Below are 20,653 nucleotides of genomic sequence, written 5' to 3'. Positions count from 1 at the left end.
GAGAGGGCCTGTGCCCTCTCCCACGGACATCCCCATTCCCCTCCGACCCGAAAGACCTCCGTGAACCCACGCTCGACCCCTCCGCATCCTCGCCTCATCGCGCTGAGCTCCGCGATGCTCGCCCTGCTCGCCGTCCTCGCCTTCGCCGCACCCGTTCAGGCCGCCGAGGGCGATGAGGTCACCTGGACCGTCCGGACCGCCTCCAACAACCTGGGCGCGGAGCGCACGAACTACAGCTACACGGTCGATCCGGGCGGTTCCGTCTCGGACGCCGTCACGATCGCGAACCACGGTGACGAGGCGCTGGATCTCAAGGTGTACGCCGCCGACGGCTCCACCTCCGACGAGGGCCAGCTGTCGTTGCTCGTCGCGGGGGAGCCGTCCCATGCGATCGGCGCGTGGATCATGCCCCAGCAGGCGACCGTGACGGTGGCGGCCGGCGAGACGGTCACCGTCCCGTTCACCCTCTCCGTCCCCGAGAACGCCACGCCCGGCGACTACGCCGGCGGCGTGGTCACTTCGCTCAGTGCGCCGGACGCGCAGAACGGCGTCACGGTCGATCGGAGACTGGGGATCCGCGTCAACCTGCGGGTCGGCGGCGAGCTCGCCCCCTCCCTGGCGGTCGAGAACATGTCTGTCGCCTGGAACGGCGGGCTCAACCCCTTCGTCGGCGGTGACGCCACCGTGACCTACACCCTGCACAACACCGGAAACGCCACGATCGCCGCGCAGCCGACGGCGCGTGTCAGCGGAGTCTTCGACCTGTTCGGAATCGATGCCGAGGCGGCACAGGACGTGCCCGCGCTCCTTCCCGGCGAGTCGTGGACCCAGACGGTCTCCGTGCCGGGCGTCCCTCCCGTGCTCGCGCTCATCGCGGGCGTGCACGTGGTGCCCGTCGTGACCGATGCGTCCGGCTCGACGACTCCGCTCGAGACGGTGACGGGGCAGACGATCGGCGTCGCCATCCCGTGGACCCTGCTCGTGATCGTCCTGCTCGCGGCGGCCGCGGTCTTCCTGCTGCTGCGCGCGCGTCGCCGGCGCAGCGAGGCCGCGCAGCAGCGTGCCGACGCGCGCGTGGAGGATGCGGTCGCCCACGCCCTCGCCGAAGAGCGTGCCAAGGCGGCAGTCGGGGCTTCGTCGGCCGACTGAGCCTCGCCACGACAGAGTGCCCCCGGAAGGATCCGGGGGCACTCTGTCGTGGGTGGCGGCTCAGGCGCGGCGTCGGCGAGCGGCCAGGGCCGCGCCGGCGCCCGTGACGGCCAGTGCGCCGAGGAGCCACGGCAGCAGCCGCTGAACGTCGTCGCCCGTCGCGGGCAGCGCTCCGGCGGGCGCCTGCGGTGCTGTAGCGGTCGGGGATGGGGATGCGGCCCCGACATGCTCGGGGACGTCGACGGTGATCACCATGGTCTCGCCCGTCGTCGTTCCCGCATCCGGGTCGTCCTCCGCGGCGTCGGCGACCGAGGCTCCCGCGCCCAGAAGGAGCGCCGCGACGGTCAGCGTGACCGAGCCTCGGCCCAGCAGCGAGGTCCGGGCGCGCTGCCGCGACGCGGTCATCGTCCCGCCTCGATCCGGCGCGAGGCGGCGGTGGTGCGCGTGAAGTACCAGAGCGCCGCGACGAGGGCCACCAGCAGGAGGTACGACACGACGGGGAAGCTCGCGATCTCGGTGAACACCGGCTGCAGAACCGAGTCCTGGTCGGTCAGAATCCCGCCGATCCACGCGGCAGCGGCCAGGATCGCGGCGATCGCGACGGCGGTGCGGAAACCGACGAACGCGCGCGCGTGGGAGAGCCAGATGAGCAGAGGGAGCACGAGTACCGCGGCGATGAGCTGTGCGAGCTCGACGCCGACGTTGAAGCCGATGATCGCGACGAGCGTCTCGCCGAATCCGAGGTTGAGCTCGAGGATCGTCGTGGCGAACGCCGTGCCGTGCACGAGCCCGAACACTCCCGCGATGAGCAGCTCACCGCGGGGGAGCAGAGGCTTCAGCGCGTGCGCAGCAGCGACGGCGATGGAGACGGCGACGAGGATCTCCACCGGCTTCTCGGGGAAGGAGATGAGCCCCAGCGACACCAGCGCCAGGGTGATCAGATGTCCGACGGTGAACGCGGTGATCGTCAGCGCTGCCCTGCCCACGGTCTTCTTCACGGGGATCGGCTGCTGCCAGCGCCACCCTCGCCGAGCCCGTGTCGCGAGCGAAGGAGCGACGATCAGCAGCGTCGTGAGGAACAGCAGATGATCGGTGCCCTCGGCGATGTGCAGCATCCCGAGACGGATCACCGCGAGCAGGCCGTGCAGCGGGTCGGTGTCGCTGCGCTCCCACGTGAGGTGCGTCACGCCGCCGCCCAGCACGCCGATGACCTGCGGCTCGCCCTCGTTGATCTGGCCGTCATCCCAGTCGCTGATCAGAGCGACGTAGACCTGATGGGAGGGGACGACGTCGATGATGAAGTCGTCGGTGAACTCCAGTGCACCCTGCAGCGGACGGCCCGCGGTGAAGCGGAGCGTCGTCTCGATCGCATCCTCGTCGTTGACCGTCGCGAAGGTCGGCTCCTCGAGCACAGTTGCGGCCAATGAGCCCTGCTCGTCCGAGACGTGCACGCGGTGGAGCAGGAACGTCATGAGATTGTCCGAGATGGCGTCGAGCTCCGACTGGTCGGTGGCGATGTCGTAGCCCGTGGCCGCCACGAAGCCGGCCTTCTGGATCTGCATCTTCACCTCGACCGCATCCTGGCGCACCGTGAGGAACACGCCCGTCGACCCTGTGGGATGTGCCGCCGCGCGCTGCGTCGGCAGGAGGACGAGAACGAGGACCAGCAGGAGGGCCGCGAGCGCAATGGCTGCGAGCCGGGTCTCCGGCGCACGACGGACGACGGTGGTAGGCACATGCGCACCCTATGGGCGGCGGGCAAACGGTTGTCGAACGCGCGGCAACCGCTCGGAGCGGGGTCGACTTACGGGTGCGGTTCGATGACGCGACCGCGGGACGCCTCGAGCGCACGGATGAGGGAGGCCGAGTCCCACGGGCCGACGTGGCGGATCCCGCCGATGAAGAACGTGGGCGTCGAGTGCAGGTCCATGAGCTCCGCATCCAGACGGTCGTCCTGGATGTGGCGCAGCACAGCGGGGGAGCGCAGGTCGTCGGCGAAGCGATCGGTGTCCAGACCCAGCTCGTCGGCGTAGCGGATCAGGTCCGAGAGCTCCAGCTGGTCCTGGTGGGCGAACATCTTGCGCGTCATCTCATAGAAGTGGCCCTGCGCCGCGGCGGCCTCCGATGCCTGCGCCGCCTGCTGCGCGTGTGGATGCGGCGCGTCGAGCGGCAGGTGCCGCCACACCCAACGCACCTGGTCGCCCAGCGCGGCGAAGACCTCGTCGATGGAGCCGGTCGCGCGGCCGCAGAACGGGCACTCGAAGTCGCCGTACTCGACGATCGTCAGCGGCGCGTCCTTCGGTCCCTTGATGTGGTCGCGCGCGGGGTCGACGGGCCGGTTCAGGTACTTGCCGACGGCGACGGGCGGCCGCAGCCGGTCGCCGATCGAGATGATCGCCCATCCGGCGAGGAACGCGAGGACGGATGCGGTGAGTACGCCGACACGGGCGAGGTCCTGCGTGTGGGGATCGTCGATCGCGATCGGCACGAGGAACAGGGCGATCGTGAACCCGATGCCCGACAGCGCGCCGCCGCCGGCGATCCGCGTCATTCCGAGACCGGGGGCGAGAACGCCCTTGCCCGTCGCGCGCAGCAGCCAGGTCGCACCCGTGATGCCGATGAACTTGCCGCCGACGAGCGCGACGATGATGCCCCAGGTGAGCGGCGAGGTGAAGGCCTCCTTCAGCGTCGCCGGGTCGAGATGGACGCCCGCGTTCGCCAGCGCGAACAGGGGCAGCACGCCGAACGAGATGTACGGGCGCCATCCCGCATCCACGCGCTCGTTGATCGAGAGCGAGTCGCGGACGCTGCGCTGCACCGCGGCCGCGTACACGGTGTTGGGGGACTCGCGGAAGGCACGCGTGAGCTCGGCCGTGCGTTCGACATCGCTGCGCCGGGGTGGGAAGACCGGGATGAGGAGCGCGATGGCGACGCCGGCGAGGGTCGCGTGCACGCCCGACAGCAGCACGACGATCCAGAGGGCGATGCCGAGGGCCGCGTAGGAGAAGCCTCGGCCGTACGGCAGGAAGCGCACCAGGGCGATCAGACCCATGAGCACGACAGTCACCACGAGGGCCGCGAGGTTGAGGCTGTCGGAGTAGAAGACGCCGATCACCAGCAGCGCCCCGATGTCGTCCACGACGGCGAGGGTCAGCAGGAACGCGCGCAGGCGAGCGGGGAACTTGGGGCCGATGATGGCGAGGGCCCCCAGCAGGAACGCCGTGTCGGTGGAGATCACGACACCCCACGCGTGACTCTCGTCGGTGCCGAGGGTGAAGAGGATGAAGATCCCCGCCGGTACCACGAGCCCCGCGACCGCCGCCGCGATCGGCAGCGTGGCGCGAGCGCGGTCGGTGAGTTCGCCGATGGTCAGTTCGCGTTTGACTTCGAGTCCGACGAGGAAGAAGAACAGTGTCATCAGCCCGTCGTTGACGAGCGCGTGGAGGTTCGAGTCGATCCGCACATCGCCCACGGCGATCGTGATGGGCGTCTCCCAGAAGTGCTCGTAGCCCGCACCCCAGGGACTGTTCGCCCAGATGATGGCGAGCGCAGTGGCGATCAGCATCAGGGCGGCCGACAGGCGGTCCGGGGCGATCGGGCGGCGCTTCTTCTTGGCGGGGCCGCTGCGGTGCAGTTCGACGCTGGTCATCGGGCTCCTCCCGGGCGCGGATGCGGGATCACGGGCGAACGCCCAGGAGGAAGTCTGCCGCATCCGGGGGCGGGCGGGGCGAGTGAGAGGGGCCCCGTCTGACCCACCCTGACGGAGCGCCTCCGATCAGCGCTGCATCGGGCGCCAGGACTCCAGGAATGCCGAGACCGTGAGCGTCTCCATCTCCAGCTCGATCTTGCCGAACAGATGCGACGCCATGTTGGCATCGGTGGGGATGCGCAGAACGAGCGCCTGGGTGTCGATCCGGCGCACCTCGACGTCGTACATGTTGAGCACACCGGAGCCGAGCAGTGCATCGACCCCCGCACGTACCCAGTTCGAGGGGCGCGGCACGAGGGCGGCGCTCAGGTAGTCGGCGGCGACCTCGTCGTCGGGTGCGGTGTCCATGCCCCCATCCTCTCGTGACAGGCACCGTCATCACTCGTCCGTATGGAAGCCCGCCGCCTTGTGCGTGCCGTCGCAGAACGGTTTGATGCTCGACAGGCCGCACCGACGCAGGGCGACGGTGCGGCGGCGCTCGACCGGGTTGCCGGCCGCGTCCACGATCCGCGCTTCGTCGCGCACGAGCAGCGGTCCGTCGGGGTAGGCGGTGATCGTCACGGGCTCGTCGTTCATGCGGCACCGCCACGCAGTGAGGAGACGCCGCTCGTGAACGCGTCGTACATGTGCTGCGCGACCCAGCCGTCGACGGCGAGGCACGCGGCGGCGCCGAACATGATGTCGGCGAGTAGATCGGGGCGGTCCTCCGCCAGGGTGCCCGCGAGATCCCGGCCGGCGATCTGCTCGTGCACGGCGTCGGCTTCGACGTGCTCGTCGAAGTAGTCGGTCACGTCCTCGCCGTAGCCGAGCCGGCGCAGGCCGTCGCCGTAGAGACGATTGGGGATCGACGACGTCATCTCGAAGGCGGCCAGGTGGCCGACGATGGCGCCGAGCAGGCGACGGTTCAATCCGAACATGGACATCGCGTTGTGCGAGGCCAGGGTCACGGCCGGAACGTCGTCGACATACGCGCCGTAGCGATCATCGAGGCCGGCGGCGCGGATGGTGCGCGCGAAGATCTCGGCATGCACGCGGTCGGGGCGGCCCCCGCCGTACTCGTCGGACTGGATCTCCACGAGCGCAGCCTTCGCGCGCCCGCGCAGCCGGGGGATCGCCCACGAGTGCGGGTCGGCTTCGCGCAGCGTGTAGACCGTGCGTTGGATGAGGAACTCGCGCGCCTGCTCGTCCGTCGCCTTGCGGGCGAGGTAGCGCGACAGGCTCGGGCCGCTGTCATCGGCGGTCAGCGTGAACAGCGCCTGCGCGACGTTGGAGGCGGAAGGGGCCGGAAGTGCGGGCACCGAGACCTCTCGGCGCAAGGCGGCTTCGAACGCCGACTCGAGGAGCTGCCGGACGGTGAGGAGTTCCGCGTCCCATTCCAGCGTGGCGTCGAGGCCGTCGAGCGAGCCGTAGGCGTTCGCGTACAGGCAGAACAGCGCGAGCTGGATGTCGTCGTCCCGGACGATGTCCGACGTGGCCGCGAGGGCGCGCTCGCCCCGCGCGGCCAGATTGTCGGCCGCCACAGAACCGGAGAGGCGCAGCGCGACGGCCGCACTCAGCGGGCCGCGGGCGGCGAAGGGCAGACCGGGCAGCACCGCCCGGGGGATGGCGGTCAGTGACACGAGTGCTCCGATCGTTCGGGGGAACGTCTGTATCTCACCCGTTCCCGCGCCGGGGCGAAGGGGGCTTGACACGTCGGAGCGCGCGGCGCGCTCAGTCCCCCTGATGCCGGCTGCGCACCCGGAACCACAGGGTGAGCTCGCCGATAGCCCGCAGCACGTTGTCCGGGTCGTCCTGGTCGCCGAGGTCGTCGAACGTGTCGCGGAAGCCGTCGGGGGCCGGATGCGATGGGGGCGAGATGGGCTCATATCCCATGCTCCACTCCGAGAACCGTCGCGCGCGGATCTCCTCGTCCCGCACGATCCGCACGTCGGCATGCCGGGGATCCTCCTGGATCACCCGCATCAGCTCGCGCACCGCTGCATCCGGGCCCTCGAGGATCTGGATGAAGTGTCCCGCCCGATACAGGAGCATGCCGGTGATTCCGCGGCGAGCGTTCGATTCCCGGCTGATGGAGAGCAGCTGCTCCAGGTCGGGGTCGGTGAAGGGGGCGCGCGCGTGACTGGTGTAGACGACGGAGATCAACGGATCGGTCACGGTGGGGACTCCTTCAGCGCCGGACAGGATGCGGGCGCGGCGGCTGCGCGGTGAGTGCGCTCATCGCGTGGGTGATCACGGCAAAGCGCCCCGCAGGGCGCGAGTGCATGTCGAAGGCTGCGAAGGCGCCGTCGCTCTGCCGCTCGATGTAGCCGAGGAACTCGCCCCGCCTGCTGCCGACGTGGAAGCCGTCTTCGACGCGCGCCCAGACGACGCCCGCGGCGTTCGGGTCCGTCGTCATGATGTGGCCGTGCCATCCTGGCGCTGCGCCGCCCAGATCTCCTCGATGGCGTCTCGGTGCGAGCTGTGGAGATACAGAGAGCGGTAGCTCAGCGAGAAGCTGTCGGGGGTGATGGCGTCGGTGTAGTGCACGACGATCGCGCTGTCGAGCCCGAGCAGCCGCTGCACTTCCGCGTTCACGCGCTCAGGCATGCTCGCGCAGCCCTCGAATCGGGGCGGCGAACGTCGGGATGCGTGCCGTCATGTCACGAACGTACGCGATGGGGTCCGAAGACCGGAGGGGCTTGCGGAGCAGGGCGGGAACGCTTCGCCGACGTGGCGTCAGGCGATGAGGCTCGTTCCGCACTCCGCGCAGAAGCGCGACGTGCCGGGGTTCTCCGCGCGGCAACCGCCGCAGACGCGGACGCTCACCAACGAGGCCCCGCACTCGCCGCAGAACTTGCCGCCGTGCGACTGCGCGCCGCACGAGGGGCAGCGCGGCTGAGCCTGGCGGCCGAGGTCGACCCCGCCGACGAGGTCAACGGTCTCCAGTCGCTGGCGCATCTGCTGACGCCGGGTCTCGGCCTGCAACTGCGCGAGCTCCTCTGTGAGGGCGGGGGAGCAGCGCACGCACTGCCCGACCTGATCGTTCCAGCACACGTCGCCGCACACCCAGTCGCTGCATCCGCGGCACTGGTGGAACCGCGGGCCGATCTCCGCGGTGGCGGCGCGCAGCGCCTCGTCCTTCGCGGGGGAGTTGGTGCTGCGATCCAGCAGGTTCTCCGCCATCGAGGTGAACTGCGACAGCTGACCCCCGAAGAGGTTGCCGAGACCGCGGGCGATCTTCTGCCCGGCGGCTCGAGGGTCGCGGCGGAACGCGGAGCGGTAGCCGTTTCCGCAGCGCTCGCAGCGGAACTCGAACTGATAGCCGTCGGCGTTGGAGAGGTCACTGAAGTTGTCGGTGAACGGCACGTGTTCAGACATGTCACTCCTGAGGAGAGTCGGTCGGGTCCGAGGGGGAATCGGATGCCTCGTGCCGGTGCGCCCGGGCGCGATCTGCGTCCTGATCAGACGATAACACCGTGGATTCGGGGTCCAGAACCGCTGTGGATCGCCGCATCCGCTCGATCAGTGGGCGAGGCTCGAAACGAGGTTGATGGTCGCTGCGACGACCACGACGCCGAGCAGGAACGACAGGAGCGCATGGCGAAGGGCCTCGCGTCGGATGGTGCTGCTGGTGATGGTGGTGTCCGACACCTGGTAAGTCATGCCGAGCGTGAACGCGAGGTAGGCGAAGTCGCGGTAGTCCGGGGGATCGGGCTGGTTGAAGTCGATGCCGCCGTGCTGCGCGTAGTAAAGCGCCGCGTAGCGGAGGCTGAAGAGCACGTGGATGAGAAACCACGACGACGCCACGGTGACAACCGCGATGCCGGCCAATTCGAGCCGGGCGGAGTTCGAGCTCACGGTGCCCGCCTCCACCAGCACGAGCGCGATGGCGCCGAAGCTCGCGAGACTGGCCAGCACCAGCAGGGTCTGCGCGGTCGTCCGGGTCGGATCCTCACGGGTCGCGTGCTGCTCGGTCTGGGCGGCATCCAGACGCAGGATGCCGAGCCACACCCAGAGTGAGAAGGTGCCGGCCCCGGCGATCCAGCCGATGGCGGGTGCGTAGATCCATGAGGACGTCAGGCCCACAGCGACGGTGACGACGAAGAACACGCCGAACAGGAGCGTGACCCGCCACCCGGCGCGGTGGCGGCGCGAAGAGAAGTCCGTGGTCGGCGTGCTCACGGGCAGGCCGTTCGCTCTTGCATACCCGGATCGTACGGCGTGCGAGGGGTGGGTTGCCCTGTGCATTGCCGTGACGCGCGGGTCGCGCCACACTGAACTCGATGCGGTGCATCAGCCGGAACGGGGGGGGAGAGGTGAGAGACGAGGACGCTCTTGCGACACACGAGGTGCTGGCTGGGTGGGGAATCCAGAACGATGATGCCGGGGGCGTCTCCGAGCCGTTGGAGCAGGCGACGACCGACGGGCGCTCCCGCCTGGTCGCGCGAGTACTGCTCATCGTCGCTGGCCTTGCCGGCATCGCAGGCGGGTTCGTCATCGCCGGGCAGGGGGCGGCCTACCTCTTGGCTCAGACGGCTCTCTTTCCCTGGCTGGTCCGACTCGGGCCCGAGTACCTCGACGTCATGGTCCCCTCGGTGCTCATTCTCGTCGGCGGTGCGCTGCTCGCGTTCGTGGGGTTCGGTGTGATCATGGCGTCCTTCCATCTAGGGCGGACCCGCCGCTGAGGACGCGGTGTCGAGTCGCACCCAGCGCGGTGTGTGGACTCTCGTCCGCGCATCCGCGACGGCGCCGGCATCCAGCGTGAACTCTGCGTGGAGGCCGAACTCCGGCCAGCGGAACACGATCGCGTCGACGGTCACGTCCGCGGGGACAGCTGTGTAGAGAAGCAGATCGCATTTGTGTTCACCGCCCCCGCCGCTGATCGTTGTGAACGGCTCCGCCTGCGCCGTCTCGTTGAGCGCGAGTGTCGGCACGCGGTCGCCCCGTGGCGTGTTGGGGCTGACGAGCAGCCTGTCTCGGAGATCGATGCCCGGAGCGCTGCACACCATGAGCCGCGCTTCGAGTCCTTCCGGAAATGCTCGGATGCTGACAACGACGAGAAGCCTGTCGTCGTCGACGAGCACGATGTCGTCTGCTCTCGGCACATGTGCGCTGATCAGCCCCGTCGGAGGGTAGAGGCGTTGCGGCATACGAACCACCCAATCATCCGCGGGATGCGCTGTCCTCCCCTTGGAACAGGTGCTTGTGGTCTTCGACCCACCGGCGGAACGTACGAGCCGGCTTGCCGGTGATGCGCGTGTACTCGTCGGACAGCGCGGGCAGGCGCCGACCGCCTCTCGCCAGTCCTTGATGATCTGGCGTACCCAGACCTCCGGAACATGACGTGAGAGCATCTCCGCCGACTCCGCTTCCGTCTGCTCGGTCACCGAGAGCGGCCTGCCGATGACGTCGCCGATGATCTCGATCTGCTCGCGCAGCGTGAGGCGCTCGGGGCCGCTGAGCGACGGCGCCTGCCCGGATGCGGCGGCGGGAGCGCACACCCTGCGAGCCTTCGCCGCCTCCTCCGAGCTCGCATCGGTGGCACTCGAGGTGACGGTCGCCTCGCCGCTCGCCGCTCGCCGCTCGCCGCTCGCCGCTCGCCGCTCGCCGCCACCGGCGGTGCGCTGTGGACCACCGGCATCGTGCTGGGGGCGCTGCTGCTGATCGTCGGAATCGCGATGATGCTGCTGGTCGTGCGTCGGCGGACCCGCATGAGCTGACGATCCGAGGCGGGACGGGGCGGGGGCTGCGGCCCTCGCCCCGTTCTCTTTCCGTCTGTTGCCTCGGGCATACCCCAGGGGGGTATCCTGAACCCGCGGGCGCCGCCCGCGGAGGGAGGGCAGGATGTCGCACGAGCACATGCCGCATCGCACCGAAGCGGCACGTCACGAAACCGAGGTGCACGATCAGCGCGCCGGTATGACGCACGGCGGGCACGCGCATGGTGGGCACGCAGGTCACGGTGACCATGTCACTCGATTTCGTCGGCTCTTCTGGGTGATGCTCGTGATCGCGGTGCCTGTGGTCGCCTTCTCGGGCATGTTCTCGATGCTGCTGGGCTACCCGCTTCCCGGTGGCGCCTGGGTCGGATGGGTCTCCCCACTGCTGGGTGCGGTCATGTACTTCTGGGGCGGATGGCCGTTCCTCGCCGGCGCGGTGTCGGAGGTACGAGCGCTCCGACCAGGGATGATGCTGCTGATCGCACTCGCCATCACCGTCGCGTTCGTCGCGTCACTGGGGGCGAGCGTCGGGCTGCTCGATCACGAGCTCGACTTCTGGTGGGAGCTGGCGCTCCTGATCGTCATCATGCTGCTCGGTCACTGGGTCGAGATGCGCTCGCTCGCGCAGACGACATCGGCGCTCGACTCTCTGGCCGCCCTGTTGCCCGACGAGGCTGAGATCGTCGACGGCGATGTCACGCGAACGGTCGCCCCCTCCGACCTCCGGGTCGGCGACGTGGTCGTGGTGCGCCCCGGTGGGCGCGTCCCGGCCGATGGTCGCGTCATCGCCGGGGCGGCCAGCATGGACGAGTCGATGATCACGGGGGAGTCTCGCGCGGTGCCCCGTGCCGAGGGCGCGGCGGTGGTGGAGGGAACCATCGCGACCGACTCATCCATCCGGGTCGAGATCACCGCGGTCGGCGACGGCACGACCCTCGCCGGCATCCAGCGACTCGTCGCCGAGGCGCAGAATTCGTCGTCGCGCGCGCAGCGGATCGCCGATCGGGCTGCGGCCTGGTTGTTCTGGTTCGCCCTCGGTGCTGCGGTCATCACGGCTGTGGTCTGGACCCTGGTCGGACTGCCCGACGAGGCGGTGATACGCACGATCACCGTTCTCGTCATCGCCTGCCCGCACGCGCTCGGTCTCGCCATTCCGCTTGTCGTCTCGATCGCGACGGAGCGCGCTGCCCGTGGTGGCGTCCTGATCAAGGACCGACTCGCGCTCGAGCGGATGCGCACCGTCGACACCGTCCTCTTCGACAAGACCGGCACGCTGACGAAGGGGGAGCCCGCCGTCACCGGCATCGAGGCCGCAGGTCAACTGACGCCGGACGACGTGCTCGCTCTCGCGGCCGCCGCGGAGGTCGAATCCGAGCATCCGCTCGCCCGTGCCATCATCGCCTCTGCTCGTGAGCGTGGCACACGCATCCCGAGCGCGTCGGATGTCACGTCCTCTCCGGCGGTCGGCGTCACGGCCACGGTCGACGGCAGGACGATCCGGGTGGGCGGGCCGAATCTGCTTCGCGAAGAGAACGCGCGGGAGCTGCCGGTCGCCGGTGCCTGGCGGGACGAAGGGGCGATCATCCTGCACGTGCTCGCCGACGGGAATGTCGTCGGGGCGTTGCGCCTCGCTGATGCCGTGCGTGAGGAGTCCCGTCAGGGCGATCGAGGCGCTGCGCGCGCTGCGGCGCGAGGTCGTGATGATCACGGGCGACGCGGAGGCGGTGGCGAATTCCGTGGCCCGGGAGCTCGGTATCGATCGCGTCTTTGCGGGGGTGCGCCCGGAGGACAAGGCCGACCGGGTGAGAGATCTCCAGTCCGAGGGTCGGGTCGTCGCGATGGTCGGCGATGGCGTCAACGATGCGCCCGCTCTCGCACAGGCCGACGTCGGCATCGCGATCGGCGCCGGAACCGACGTGGCGATCGCTTCGGCGGGCGTGATCCTGGCCGGCTCGGATCCGCGTTCGGTGCTGTCCGTCATCCAGCTCTCGCGCGCGACATACCGGAAGATGGCGCAGAACCTCTGGTGGGCGGCGGGGTACAACCTGCTGTCGGTGCCGCTGGCGGCGGGGGTGCTGGCACCACTCGGATTCGTGCTGCCGATGTCGATCGGGGCCATCCTGATGTCGGCGTCGACCGTGGTGGTGGCGATCAACGCCCAGCTTCTGCGTCGTCTAGATCTGCGACCGAAGACGAGCACCCGCGAGATCCTCGGCGACGCCGCTCGGGTGTAGCCGCGGCGGGGTAGTCGCCGCTCAGTCCGAGGCAATCCGCACGGGCGAGCCGCCGGTCAGTGCCGTGAGCTGTTCGAACGTCAGCGGCATCACGGTGTGGGGTGTGCCGCCCGCGGCCCAGATCGTCTCGTAGTCGTTCAGGCTGGTATCGATCACGGTTCGGATCGGCGCCGGGTGCCCTACCGGCGCCACGCCGCCGATGGCCTGTCCGGTGATCGCACGCACTTGCTTCGCCGAGGCCATGACGATCATCGTCGCATCGAGCTCGGTGGCCAGGATGGCGGTGTCCACGCGATGCCGACCACTGGTCATCACTAGCACCGGTTCGTCGTCGGCCAGGAACAGGAGGCTGCTCGCGATCGCTCCGACCTCGCATCCGAGTGCTGCGGCTGCGTCGGCGGCGGTGCGAGTCGAGTCCGGCAGCTCGCGCACCTGCGAGGCGATCCCCGCATCCGTCAGGTGCTGCTGGACGATCCGGCTCCGTTCGGGCAGGTGCTGGTCATGGGTCATGGGGGAGGTGTCCTCTCTCGGATCCGGTGTGCGGTGGGTAGTGCATGAGCAGGATGACGTCGGCGGTGTCGTCGAGCGCCCGGAACAGATGCGGTGCATCCCCGGGGTAGCGGATGCTCTCGCCGACACCCACCTCCTGCTCGCTGCCCGTGGGGCCGACGAGGATCCGGCCCCGGATGACGGTGACCGTCTCCTCGACGCCGTGAGCGTGAGCGCGGGACTCCTGGCGGTCGGTCGTGAGGGTTGCGCGGTAGGCCTCGATCAGGGTCGAGCCGACCGTCCACTTGTCGAGCAGTGTCGCGGACACAGAAGCGCCGGTGACGGGCTCGGCTCCGGTTACTCGGCCGGGCACGAGGGCGCCCAGGGGTGCGTCGAGCGCGGTCGTCAGTGCGAACAGGGTGTCGAGACGTGCACCTCGGCGCTCATTCTCCAGCTCGGAGATCGTGCCCTTACCGATCCCGCTCACGCGCGCGAGCTCGGAGAGCGACATGCCGCGCGCCTCGCGTAGTCATCGCAGGCGTACGCCGACGGAATCGCTCACATCTCACCTAACGTTCTGAAAACAGAACGATACGAGTGTGGGCGTGTATACGCAAGTTCAAGGCGCGGCCATCCCGACCGCGAGACTGCACTTCAGCCACGAGATCACGGGTGATCACCGTGATCTCGTGCTCAGAATGCAGTCTCGCGGCGGAGACAGGTCAGGTGAGGTTGTCGCGGCGCCAGAGCGCGGCGGATGCGGTGAGATCCTCCGCGTAGGTCGTGAGACGAAGCGCCCGCGTGGTGAGCGAGGACGCCCGCTCCGGCTCACTCGTTTCGTGATCGTCGGCAAGCTGCACCGCACCCGCGGCCGTCACGCGGCAGAACGCCGCGGCGCGCTCGAGCGCGACGGCGAAGTCGCCCTCGAAGAGCCCACGCAGGATCATGTCGATCAGCCCCATCAACTCCTCGGGTCCTGCCGGCGCCGGCGCGCCCGCGACCAGGTCGTCGATCGATGCGAGTGCAGCGCGGCCCCGCTCGTACAGGAGCGCCGCCGTGCGCGGGTCGTCGTGGATCATCGCCTGGAGCAGGTAGAGACGCCAGAGCGCGCCCGGCAGCGAGCGCGCAGGTGCACGCGACCACAACTCGGCGACGTCGTCGATGCCGTGCTCGGTTGCGAAGGACACCAACCGGTCGACGACCTCCGCATCCGGATCCGCACGCACGCGGGCGAGGAGAGCAGCGGCCGTCGAATGCGCGATGCGCGATACCTCGGCGGGATCATCGCCCGAGAACAGGCGGTCGAACAGTTCGGCGGGACGCCGAATGGGCTTGTGGAAGGGCCGCTGCTCGTCAGTCATCCCCTCAAGGGTACCCGCGCTCCGCGCACGGCCGACGGGCAGCGGATGCGGCGAACAGAGGTCTTTCGAAACAGTAGGCTGGAGGTCACGGGCCTCTAGCTCAGTCGGTAGAGCATCGGACTTTTAATCCGCGGGTCGAGGGTTCGAGCCCCTCGGGGCCCACCATGTTGCGCTTACTCGCGCGAGTGACTTGAGATGAAGCCAGCTCGCTGTGTCTTCGAGAGCGCCGAGCGTCCGGCTTCTGCATCGGGCTGGGGCCGTTCATTGGCTCGCGCCCTCGCACTCCTGTTCGGGGTAGATGTGATGCGGCCTTTACATGCTCGTCATGGGTCGCCTGCATCCAAACGATAGATTTTTGGGTAGCGACGGACCTGGGGGCGAGTTGCGCGAGGGCAGCTCGCCTTGAGCTGTCTCGTCGACTCGATGGGGCCGTCGTTGCATCGTTCCGCGAACTCACAACCGCGTCTGACGCCACCTCCGCGGGATGGTGGATTGTTAGCGCGAAAGACGATGGGACGACGACGCAGAGTGAGGCCCAGTTCGCTCTGGTTCGTCGCGCTCGCAACCCTCGTGGGGATGGCCGTCGCTATCGTGGCCGACGACGCGTTGGTGGGCTTCCCCCTTGCGGCCAGGTGGCCATACCTGCCCGTCGAGGTCCGCAACTCGCTCGTCAGCGGCGTTGCGGCGGCCGTTCTCATCCTCTTCCTGCTCCTCGGGGCTTACGTGCTCTACTTGTCGCGGAACGCGCACATCGTCAGGCCCATTCAGGTCGTGTTCGCGGTGTTATTGACCACAGCCTCTCTCGTTTGGCCGGCTCTCAGCATAGGAAGCGCGTACGAGCTGTTCGTCGGGGGCATCCGGCAGGGCCCCTTCGCTGCTCCGATAACGATGTTGAGCGCCGTGACTTTACCGTTCGTCGGAGTCTTTGCCCTTCGCGTCGGAACGCGAGGCTCTCACAGCGAGAGCTCGGAATGATGAAGACCAGCCCAGTCGCCCGTGCGGGAACCGCCGTCATCATCGGGGTCGGCTCGGCCACCTTGCTGATCCTAGGTTCAGCCGCGATCTTTGGTGGCCCCGCTTCCTATGGACTGACTCCTCCCGAAGCTGTGGCTGAACTTGGAACACGTCCTGCGTGGGTCATAGGTGTTTGGGTTGTTTACTGCGTCGCGGTGTTGCTTCTCGTCTTGCTGATCCGAAGACGTAACGCAGATGCCAACCGGAGACCATGGCTGTCGCTACTGGACGCCTCGCTGTGGGCCTGCGGGGCCGTGGGTACCCCGTGGCTGTTCGTGGTCAACGCGGCATGGGGGCCTCTGCTCGAGGAGCACGACGGTGCCGTCCACGAGGGTGTTACGCGCGTTGCAAGTGAGATCGCAACCTATTTGTGGCTTTCTTCGGTCGCCTCTTTGTTGCTTGCGGTCATAGTGGGGATCTTCGTGCGCAAGCGACCGCCGTGGGTTCCGCTGGACGAAAGGGAGCGGCAGTGAGGGGTCTTGAATGACAACCGCTACTTCTCTGTCGAAGAGTGTCCGTCACGTATTCCACGTCGCCGATCAGGGGGAGTGCGTGTCCGAAGAGAGGAGCGTTCTCAGTGTCGCTGGATGATCTCCTGCAGCTGCCCTTCTTCCAACGTGAGGGGGACTTGCTCGTCCGTCGTGTTCCGCCAGACGAAGTGCCCTACGCCCTTTTTGAGGGCACTGTGCCCACGGAGTCGCAGCTCCGCCGGATCATCGACTTGGGGTACGGTCTGGCTCTTCTCGCGAACCCCTTGGGGCACGTGGAGTTTCTCCGCCACAACGTCGGGCTCAGGCGGCTGTCGGTGATCGACGCGGGCGTGGACACCACTGCGATCTCCAGCCTCACGGGACTACGCGAACTCGACATCATGATGGGGCAGCCGACCAGGACCGAGCTGTCTCAGCTTCCGCAGCTCGAGTCATACTTCGGGTCGCTGAAAGGGTTCGAGTCGGTATTCGACGCCCCGGCCGTTACCAGGATCGAGGTCCACAGCGTGAACCAAGGTTCCCTGCCCGCCGTGCCGCCGCAGTTGCAGAGCCTCACGCTCATGAGCGCATCGAAGACGTCGTCGCTCGTCGCCGAGCCGAGTGACGTCGAGCCCGCGCTTCAGACCCTTTGGGTACATAACGCGCGAAGCTTCGACGTCGGCTCATTGCGGGCGTTTCCTCACCTGAAGGACGTGACATTCGAGAGCGTTCGCGAGCTCACTGGGCTCGCTCATCTGGATGCGTTGAATCTGACTCATCTGACCCTGGAGAAGTGTCGCAGCGTGGACGACATCGAGGTGCTGAGACGTTGCCCGACCGAAAGGCTCACCGTCGTCGGCCCGCTCGCCAGGTCCATCGGTTAGCGCGTCATCTCGTGGTGACCTTCCACGTCGTCCTCGCCTTCGTCATCCTCTCGACAGTGGCTGCCTTCGTCATCGGGTGGTGCCTTCCGATCGGACGGTTCGCGAGCGACCACATCGCGCCGGCATTCGGCGTGATGGGACGTCTCGCGTGGAGTCGGAGGGCATCGTGGTTCAATCTCCTGTTTGCAGGCTTGGGAATGCAGGGAATCGCGCTGGCCGCTGCGCTCTATCGCGTCCATGCCGATGACCTCGGAGCGGGCTTCGCTCGATCCCCGGTCGTCTTCTCGAGCGGCGTGGCCGCGATCGCGCTGGCACTGCTCATGCTCTGGGCAGGCGTGCCCCTGCGGGCGTCGCTGCAACGCCGGCTTTCCGGAGCGTCGGCTACGGCGATCGCGTTGTGCACACCGCTGGCTCTGACGCTCGTGGCCATTCTGTGCGTCTGTCTGACGCTGGTTCCGCGGTAGGTCGGCGAACGCCCTATCGGGAAAAAGTAAGTGCCAGGCCGCAGAAACGCCTCTCGGCGCAAGGCCGCTCGCAGCGGCAGAAGTTGGAGCCCGGGGTTACTGCGGCCCGGCTGTTCCAGTGTAACGGAGCCTCGCCGTGCAGTATTCCGCCCGCGTAGGCTCGGGGAATGGCCTGGCGATACGCACTCCTGCTCGCACCCGCCGCATCCGAGGACGCGCGCACCGACTTCTCCGGCACGTTCACGCCGATCGATCCGTCGGCACCGGCGCTGAGTGTGGGCGAGCTCAGCACGCAGCGCGGTGACGGCATCTTCGAGTCGATCGGAGTCGTGGACGGCCATGCTCAGGAGGTGTCCGCCCACCTCGAGCGACTCGCGCACTCGGCGCGGCTGTGCGATCTTCCTGTGCCCAACCTCGTGCAGTGGGACCAGGCGGTCGCGGCCGCCGCATCCGAGTGCCCGGCGGGCGAGTGCGTCATCAAGCTCATCCTGAGCCGCGGGGTCGAGCACGGCCCGACGCCGACCGCCTGGGTCACGGTCGCCGAGGCGCCGGACAACACCCGTGCGCGCCGCGACGGCATCCGCGTCGTCCTGCTCGACCGCGGATACGACAGCGGTGCCCCGGAGCGTGCGCCGTGGCTCCTGCTCGGCGCGAAGACCCTGTCGTACGCGACCAACATGGCGGCGATCCGCGAGGCCCACCGCCGGGATGCGGACGACGCGGTGTTCGTCACCAGCGACGGCGTGCTGCTCGAGGGCCCCACCTCGTCGCTCGTGCTGCGCCAGGGCGACCGCTTCGTCACGCCCGCGCCGGGCGCCGGCATCCTGCACGGCACGACGCAGCTCAGCCTGTTCGCGCACCTCGCCGAGCGCGGATTCGAGGTCGACTATGCGACGCTCGGCGTCGACGCGCTGCGAGAAGCGGATGCGGCCTGGCTCGTCTCCAGCGTGCGCCTCGCCGCCGGCATCACCGCGGTCGACGGCGCGCCGCTGCCGTACGACGCGGCCTTCACCGCCGAGCTCAACGCCTACCTGCTGTCGCCGCGCGACTGACCTGCATCCATCGGCTCCGCGGCTTCGTCGGCTTCGTCGGCGGAGGGGCCACACTTCTCCGCACCCGCGACAGTGATCAACTGTGGCGGATGCGGAGAAGTGGCGCATCTGCGCACATGCGACGCAACTCGGGCACAGGCGGCGGGGCACAGGCTCGGGCAGAGAAGACGGGACGACACGCGGAAGGGGCGGTCACGCCGAAGCGCGACCGCCCCTTCCGGGTGCCGTCGGATCAACCGAAGCGGCCGGAGACGTAGTCCTCGGTGGCCTGCACGCTCGGCGTCGTGAAGATCGTGGAGGTGTCGTCGTACTCGATGAGCTTTCCGGGCTTGCCGGTGCCGGCGATGTTGAAGAACGCGGTCTTGTCGCTCACGCGCGACGCCTGCTGCATGTTGTGCGTCACGATCACGATCGTGTACTCGCTCTTGAGCTCGTCGATCAGCTCCTCGATCGCGTAGGTCGAGATCGGGTCGAGGGCGGAGCACGGCTCGTCCATCAGCAGCACGTCGGGGGAGACGGCGATCGCACGCGCGATGCACAGACGCTGCTGCTGACCGCCGGAGAGGCCGGATCCCGGCTTGTCGAGGCGGTCCTTGACCTCGTTCCAGAGGTTGGCGCCCTGCAGCGACTTCTCGACGAGCGCATCCGCGTCCGACTTCGAGATCCGCTTGTTGTTCAGCTTCACGCCGGCCAGCACGTTCTCGCGGATCGACATCGTCGGGAACGGGTTGGGGCGCTGGAAGACCATGCCGATCTGGCGACGCACCAGCACGGGGTCGACGCCCTGGCCGTAGAGGTTCTCGCCGTCCAGCAGCACCTCGCCCTCGACGCGCGCGCCCGGGATGACCTCGTGCATGCGGTTGAGGGTGCGAAGGAACGTGGACTTGCCGCATCCGGACGGGCCGATGAAGGCCGTGACGCTCCGCGGCTGGATGTGGAGGCCGACGCCCTCGACGGCGAGGAAGTCGCCGTAGTAGACGTTGAGGTCGTTGACTTCGATGCTCTTTGACACGAAGGGGTTCTTTCTCTCGGGAGATCAGCGGCCGGTCTTCGGCGCGAAGACCTTCGCGACGATCCGGGCGACGAGGTTGAGGAGCATGACGATGAGGATCAGCGTGAGCGCTGCGGCCCAGGCACGATCCCAGTACGCCTCGGGCGGGATGCCCTGGTTCGCGTACTGCGTGTAGACGAAGACCGGCAGCGTCTGCATGCGGCCGTCGAAGAGGTTGTAGTTGAGCGAGTCGGTGAAGCCGGCCGTGATCAGCAGCGGCGCGGTCTCGCCGATGACGCGGGAGATCGAGAGCATGACACCCGTCGTGATACCGGCGATCGCTGTCGGCAGCACGACCTTCACGATGGTCAGCCACTTCGGCACGCCGAGGGCGTACGACGCCTCGCGCAGCTCGTTCGGCACGAGCCGCAGCATCTCTTCGCTCGAACGCACCACGACCGGGATCATCAGGACGGCGAGCGCCACGGCGCCCATGATGCCCATGCGGATGCCGGGCCCGAAGAACAGTGCGAACAGCGCATAGGCGAACAGGCCGGCGACGATCGAGGGGATGCCGGTCATGACGTCGACGAGGAAGGTGATCGCCTGGGCGAGCCGGCCGCGGCCGTACTCGACGAGGTAGACCGAGGTGAGGAGCCCGATCGGGATGGAGATGATCGCCGCGGCGAGCGTGATCAGCACCGTTCCCCAGATGGCGTGCACGATGCCGCCGCCCTCACCGACGACGTTGCGCATCGAGGAGGAGAAGAACGTCGCGTCGAAGCGGGCGACACCGTTGGCGATGACGGTCCAGGCGACCGACACGAGCGGCACCATCGCGATGAGGAACGCGCTCGAGACGATGCCGGTGACCAGGCGGTCGACGGCCTTGCGGCTGCCCTCCACGATCGTGGAGATGACCGTGATGAGCACGAGGTAGATGAGCGCCGCCGAGACGAGCCAGCCCGCCACGTTGACACCTTCACCGGTTGCGGTGCCGAGGATGGCGAAGACGGCGAACATCGCGGCGAGCGATGCGCCCAGCAGCACCCAGGGGAACCATCCGGCCAGGCGGCCGGCGCGCAGCTGTGCGCCGGCCGCGGTGCGCGCGGGGGCTGCGGATTCGGTGATCGTCAT

General features: G+C 68.5%; 24 protein-coding genes, 1 tRNA gene and 1 pseudogene. 9 read left to right on the top strand and 17 right to left on the bottom strand.

The window, feature by feature from the left end:
• The first annotated feature begins 60 nt into the window (after positions 1–60).
• On the top strand, positions 61–1,149 hold the full coding sequence (locus EHF32_RS08185) for a WxL protein peptidoglycan domain-containing protein (protein WP_238343661.1): 1,089 nt from the start codon (positions 61–63) through the stop codon (positions 1,147–1,149).
• 60 nt (positions 1,150–1,209) lie between these two features.
• Here the strand turns inward: EHF32_RS08185 and EHF32_RS08180 are convergent, their stop codons facing one another.
• From EHF32_RS08180 to EHF32_RS08130, 11 genes are all read right to left on the bottom strand, one after another.
• Positions 1,210–1,554 carry an LPXTG cell wall anchor domain-containing protein gene (locus tag EHF32_RS08180; RefSeq protein WP_137417715.1) on the bottom strand — a complete coding sequence of 115 codons (345 nt, stop codon included), beginning with the start codon at positions 1,552–1,554 and terminating at the stop codon, positions 1,210–1,212.
• Complete coding sequence (locus EHF32_RS08175; RefSeq protein WP_137417714.1) at positions 1,551–2,885, bottom strand: HupE/UreJ family protein; 1,335 nt, start codon at positions 2,883–2,885, stop codon at positions 1,551–1,553. Before EHF32_RS08175 ends, EHF32_RS08180 begins: the two co-directional genes overlap by 4 nt.
• A 68-nt stretch (positions 2,886–2,953) precedes the next feature.
• On the bottom strand, positions 2,954–4,798 hold the full coding sequence (nhaA, locus tag EHF32_RS08170) for a Na+/H+ antiporter NhaA (protein ID WP_137417713.1): 1,845 nt from the start codon (positions 4,796–4,798) through the stop codon (positions 2,954–2,956).
• Between the two features lie 126 nt (positions 4,799–4,924).
• Complete coding sequence (locus EHF32_RS08165) at positions 4,925–5,206, bottom strand: hypothetical protein (RefSeq protein ID WP_137417712.1); 282 nt, start codon at positions 5,204–5,206, stop codon at positions 4,925–4,927.
• A gap of 30 nt (positions 5,207–5,236) precedes the next feature.
• Positions 5,237–5,434: a CDGSH iron-sulfur domain-containing protein gene (locus EHF32_RS08160; protein WP_137417711.1), complete on the bottom strand. Its 198-nt coding sequence runs from the start codon at positions 5,432–5,434 to the stop codon at positions 5,237–5,239.
• Positions 5,431–6,471, bottom strand: coding sequence for an iron-containing redox enzyme family protein (locus EHF32_RS08155; RefSeq protein ID WP_443189870.1), 1,041 nt, complete (start codon positions 6,469–6,471; stop codon positions 5,431–5,433). The genes EHF32_RS08160 and EHF32_RS08155 overlap by 4 nt, the downstream gene beginning before the upstream one ends.
• Before the next feature lie 97 nt (positions 6,472–6,568).
• On the bottom strand, positions 6,569–7,012 hold the full coding sequence (locus EHF32_RS08150) for a BLUF domain-containing protein (RefSeq protein WP_137417710.1): 444 nt from the start codon (positions 7,010–7,012) through the stop codon (positions 6,569–6,571).
• A gap of 13 nt (positions 7,013–7,025) precedes the next feature.
• Positions 7,026–7,253: a hypothetical protein gene (locus EHF32_RS08145; protein ID WP_137417709.1), complete on the bottom strand. Its 228-nt coding sequence runs from the start codon at positions 7,251–7,253 to the stop codon at positions 7,026–7,028.
• Positions 7,250–7,444 (bottom strand): chemotaxis protein CheY, encoded by a 195-nt coding sequence (locus EHF32_RS08140; RefSeq protein WP_137417708.1) that lies wholly within the window; start codon positions 7,442–7,444, stop codon positions 7,250–7,252. Before EHF32_RS08140 ends, EHF32_RS08145 begins: the two co-directional genes overlap by 4 nt.
• 129 nt (positions 7,445–7,573) lie before the next feature.
• Positions 7,574–8,215 (bottom strand): zinc ribbon domain-containing protein, encoded by a 642-nt coding sequence (locus EHF32_RS08135; RefSeq protein ID WP_137417707.1) that lies wholly within the window; start codon positions 8,213–8,215, stop codon positions 7,574–7,576.
• 144 nt (positions 8,216–8,359) lie between these two features.
• Positions 8,360–9,019 carry a DUF1345 domain-containing protein gene (locus EHF32_RS08130; protein WP_238343660.1) on the bottom strand — a complete coding sequence of 220 codons (660 nt, stop codon included), beginning with the start codon at positions 9,017–9,019 and terminating at the stop codon, positions 8,360–8,362.
• A gap of 134 nt (positions 9,020–9,153) precedes the next feature.
• On the opposite strand from EHF32_RS08130, the gene EHF32_RS08125 reads away from it, so the two are divergent.
• Complete coding sequence (locus tag EHF32_RS08125) at positions 9,154–9,522, top strand: hypothetical protein (protein WP_137417705.1); 369 nt, start codon at positions 9,154–9,156, stop codon at positions 9,520–9,522.
• Here EHF32_RS08125 and EHF32_RS15910 read toward each other — a convergent pair.
• Entirely contained in the window at positions 9,502–10,338 is an 837-nt protein-coding gene (locus EHF32_RS15910) for a hypothetical protein (RefSeq protein ID WP_192900626.1), read from the bottom strand. The genes EHF32_RS08125 and EHF32_RS15910 overlap by 21 nt on opposite strands.
• 418 nt (positions 10,339–10,756) lie before the next feature.
• On the opposite strand from EHF32_RS15910, the pseudogene EHF32_RS08110 reads away from it, so the two are divergent.
• A pseudogene (locus tag EHF32_RS08110) lies at positions 10,757–12,791 on the top strand (heavy metal translocating P-type ATPase).
• A 21-nt stretch (positions 12,792–12,812) separates the two neighbouring features.
• Here the strand turns inward: EHF32_RS08110 and EHF32_RS08105 are convergent.
• The 3 genes from EHF32_RS08105 to EHF32_RS08095 form a co-directional block, all read right to left on the bottom strand.
• Complete coding sequence (locus tag EHF32_RS08105; protein WP_137417703.1) at positions 12,813–13,301, bottom strand: YbaK/EbsC family protein; 489 nt, start codon at positions 13,299–13,301, stop codon at positions 12,813–12,815.
• Complete coding sequence (locus tag EHF32_RS16170) at positions 13,291–13,791, bottom strand: helix-turn-helix domain-containing protein (protein ID WP_137417702.1); 501 nt, start codon at positions 13,789–13,791, stop codon at positions 13,291–13,293. Before EHF32_RS16170 ends, EHF32_RS08105 begins: the two co-directional genes overlap by 11 nt.
• 211 nt (positions 13,792–14,002) lie before the next feature.
• Complete coding sequence (locus EHF32_RS08095) at positions 14,003–14,641, bottom strand: DNA-directed RNA polymerase subunit beta (RefSeq protein WP_137417701.1); 639 nt, start codon at positions 14,639–14,641, stop codon at positions 14,003–14,005.
• An 89-nt stretch (positions 14,642–14,730) separates the two neighbouring features.
• Here EHF32_RS08095 and EHF32_RS08090 point away from each other — a divergent pair.
• From EHF32_RS08090 to EHF32_RS08065, 6 genes are all read left to right on the top strand, one after another.
• Positions 14,731–14,806, top strand: a tRNA-Lys gene (locus EHF32_RS08090).
• A gap of 411 nt (positions 14,807–15,217) precedes the next feature.
• The gene (locus EHF32_RS08085) at positions 15,218–15,616 is read left to right on the top strand and encodes a hypothetical protein (protein WP_137417700.1); all 399 of its coding nucleotides are present in this window, start codon (positions 15,218–15,220) and stop codon (positions 15,614–15,616) included.
• Positions 15,613–16,128, top strand: coding sequence for a hypothetical protein (locus tag EHF32_RS08080; protein WP_137417699.1), 516 nt, complete (start codon positions 15,613–15,615; stop codon positions 16,126–16,128). The genes EHF32_RS08085 and EHF32_RS08080 overlap by 4 nt, the downstream gene beginning before the upstream one ends.
• 104 nt (positions 16,129–16,232) lie before the next feature.
• Positions 16,233–17,009, top strand: a complete 777-nt coding sequence (locus tag EHF32_RS08075) for a hypothetical protein (protein ID WP_137417698.1) — start codon at positions 16,233–16,235, stop codon at positions 17,007–17,009.
• An 11-nt stretch (positions 17,010–17,020) separates the two neighbouring features.
• Complete coding sequence (locus EHF32_RS08070; RefSeq protein WP_137417697.1) at positions 17,021–17,473, top strand: hypothetical protein; 453 nt, start codon at positions 17,021–17,023, stop codon at positions 17,471–17,473.
• A 167-nt stretch (positions 17,474–17,640) separates the two neighbouring features.
• Complete coding sequence (locus EHF32_RS08065) at positions 17,641–18,525, top strand: aminodeoxychorismate lyase (RefSeq protein ID WP_137417696.1); 885 nt, start codon at positions 17,641–17,643, stop codon at positions 18,523–18,525.
• 232 nt (positions 18,526–18,757) lie between these two features.
• Here the strand turns inward: EHF32_RS08065 and pstB are convergent, their stop codons facing one another.
• Both pstB and pstA read right to left on the bottom strand, forming a co-directional pair.
• Positions 18,758–19,537 carry a phosphate ABC transporter ATP-binding protein PstB gene (gene pstB, locus EHF32_RS08060; protein ID WP_137417695.1) on the bottom strand — a complete coding sequence of 260 codons (780 nt, stop codon included), beginning with the start codon at positions 19,535–19,537 and terminating at the stop codon, positions 18,758–18,760.
• 24 nt (positions 19,538–19,561) lie between these two features.
• Entirely contained in the window at positions 19,562–20,653 is a 1,092-nt protein-coding gene (gene pstA, locus EHF32_RS08055; RefSeq protein ID WP_137417694.1) for a phosphate ABC transporter permease PstA, read from the bottom strand.

This window comes from Microbacterium sp. RG1, assembly GCF_005347485.1.
GTDB classification, from domain to species: domain Bacteria; phylum Actinomycetota; class Actinomycetes; order Actinomycetales; family Microbacteriaceae; genus Microbacterium; species Microbacterium binotii_A.
The sequence above is the reverse complement of the archived record's forward strand: the minus strand, read 5'-3'. Positions and strand labels throughout refer to the sequence as shown.